Origin of the sequence: Mycobacterium sp. (genome assembly GCF_019243155.1) — a bacterium.
Lineage (GTDB): Bacteria > Actinomycetota > Actinomycetes > Mycobacteriales > Mycobacteriaceae > Mycobacterium.
In genome coordinates, this window is record NZ_JAFAUS010000359.1 from 1 (window position 1) to 2,482 (window position 2,482).

A 2,482-nucleotide genomic window follows, 5' to 3' on the forward strand; every position below is an offset into this window, starting at 1 on the left:
CGCGCTCGTTGGTGCGATTGCGCTTCTGCTGCGACTTGATGTTGGCCACGCTCGAGTTCCTTCTTCGATTCGACGATTGCTTCGTTGTCCTGGGCGCCGGATACCACCACAGCGACTGCCCAGGTTATCAGCCGGTTACGTTTTCTCCCAAAACGGGAACTCGTGGCCTGCCATAACGTCAATTTGAGGCAGCATCTGAAAAGTGAGTCTTACGAACCAAGTTGCAGAGAGCAGACGTGGGTTACGCGCGGCACGCGCCGAACGCATCTTTGGCGGTTACAACACCTCTTCGGATGCTTACGAGCTGGCGTTCGACGAGATGTTCGATGCCCAGGGCGCCGTTCGCGGACCCTACAAGGGCATCTACGCCGAGCTTGCGCCATCTGACGCCTCGGACCTGAAGGCGCGCGCCGAAGCACTCGCCCGCGCGTTCATCGATCAGGGCATCACATTTTCGCTCTCCGGTCAGGAACGCCCATTTCCGCTGGACCTGGTGCCGCGGGTGATCTCGGCGGCCGAGTGGAGTCGGCTGGAACGGGGCATCACCCAGCGCGTGAGGGCCCTCGAGATGTATCTCGACGACATCTACGGGGACCAGGAGATCCTGAACGACGGGGTGATCCCGCGTCGGCTGATAACGTCCTGCGAGCACTTTCACCGCCAGGCGGTGGGCATCCACCCGCCCAACGGGGTGCGGATCCACGTCGCCGGGATCGACCTGATCCGCGACGAGAAGGGCAACTTCCGCGTCCTCGAGGACAACCTGCGCTCGCCCTCGGGTGTGTCCTACGTCATGGAGAACAGGCGCACCATGGCGCGCGTCTTCCCGAACTTGTTCGCCTCCCACCGGGTCCGTGCGGTCGACGACTACGCTTCGCACCTGCTGCGGGCGCTGCGCAACTCCGCGGCTACCAACGAGGCCGACCCCACGGTGGTGGTGCTGACCCCGGGTGTCTACAACTCGGCGTATTTCGAGCATTCGCTGCTGGCTCGCCAGATGGGTGTGGAACTGGTCGAGGGACGCGACATGTTCTGCCGCGACAACCAGGTGTACATGCGCACCACCGAGGGGGAGCGTCAGGTCGACGTCATCTACCGGCGCATCGACGACGCGTTCCTGGACCCGATGCAGTTCCGTCCCGACTCGGTGCTGGGGGTAGCGGGTCTGGTCAACGCGGCCCGTGCCGGCAACGTCGTCATCTCCAGCTCGATCGGCAATGGGGTGGGCGATGACAAACTCGTCTACACCTACGTGCCGACGATGATCGAGTACTACCTCGGCGAGAAGCCGCTGCTGGCCAACGTGGACACCTTCCGCTGCTGGCTGGATGACGAGCGCGAGGAGGTGCTGGACCGGCTGGACGAGTTGGTGATCAAGCCGGTCGAGGGATCGGGCGGGTACGGCATCGTGTTCGGTCCCGATGCCTCCGAGAAGGAACTGGCCGCCATCGGCAAGAAGGTCCGCGACGATCCGCGCAGCTGGATCGCGCAGCCGATGATGGAGCTTTCGACCGTGCCGACGCAGATCGGCAGCTCGCTGGCGCCGCGCTACGTCGACCTGCGGCCGTTCGCGGTCAACGACGGGAACGACGTGTGGGTGCTGCCCGGCGGGCTTACCCGGGTGGCTTTGGTCGAGGGCTCGCGTGTGGTCAACTCCAGCCAGGGCGGTGGCTCGAAGGACACCTGGGTGTTGGCGCCGCGATCGGCAGCCGGCGACCGCGAGCTCGGCGCCGCGGAGGTGGTGCGTTCGTTGCCGAAATCGATTCCCGACCCGGCACTGGACGAGTCGCCGCGGCTGACCTCACAGCAGCCGCAGCCCACCGAGGTGATCCAGCATGAGCAACTCGAACAACAGCAACAAAAAGGGCGAAGTAGACATGCTGGCACGTAACGCAGAAGCGCTCTACTGGATCGGCCGCTACGTCGAGCGCGCCGACGACACCGCACGAATTCTGGATGTGGCGCTGCACCAACTGCTCGAGGACTCGAGCGTCGACCCGGACCAGGCCTCCCGGCTGCTGCTGCGGGTGCTCGGCATCGACCCGCCGGAGCACACCTTGGACGTGTGGTCGCTGACCGATCTGGTTGCCTACAGCACCAACACCCAGGGCGGCTGCTCCATCGTCGACGCCATCACGGCCGCGCGGGAAAACGCGAAGTCGGCCCGCGAGGTGACTTCCAGCGAGATATGGGAGTGTCTCAACACCACCTACCACGCCCTGCCCGAACGCGAGCGTGCCGCCAAACGCCTTGGGCCGCACGACTTTTTGTCGTTCGTCGAGGGCCGGGCGGCGATGTTCGCCGGTCTGGCCGACTCGACGCTCTCGCGCGACGACGGATACCGCTTCATGGTGCTCGGCCGGGCGATCGAACGGGTCGACATGACGGTGCGCTTGCTGTTGTCGCGGGTGGGGGACAGCGCGTCGTCCCCGGCGTGGGTGACGTTGTTGCGCTCGGCGGGTGCGCACGACACCTACCTGCG

The 2,482-nt window shown here is 65.2% G+C and carries 2 protein-coding genes; both read left to right on the plus strand.

Features of this window, described 5'->3' with window-relative positions:
• Positions 1-202 precede the first annotated feature (202 nt).
• Entirely contained in the window at positions 203-1,891 is a 1,689-nt protein-coding gene (locus JOZ00_RS18565) for a circularly permuted type 2 ATP-grasp protein (protein WP_293346196.1), read from the plus strand.
• A partial coding sequence (locus JOZ00_RS18570) for an alpha-E domain-containing protein (protein ID WP_293346198.1) occupies positions 1,878-2,482 on the plus strand: 605 nt, incomplete at its 3' end. The genes JOZ00_RS18565 and JOZ00_RS18570, both read left to right, overlap by 14 nt.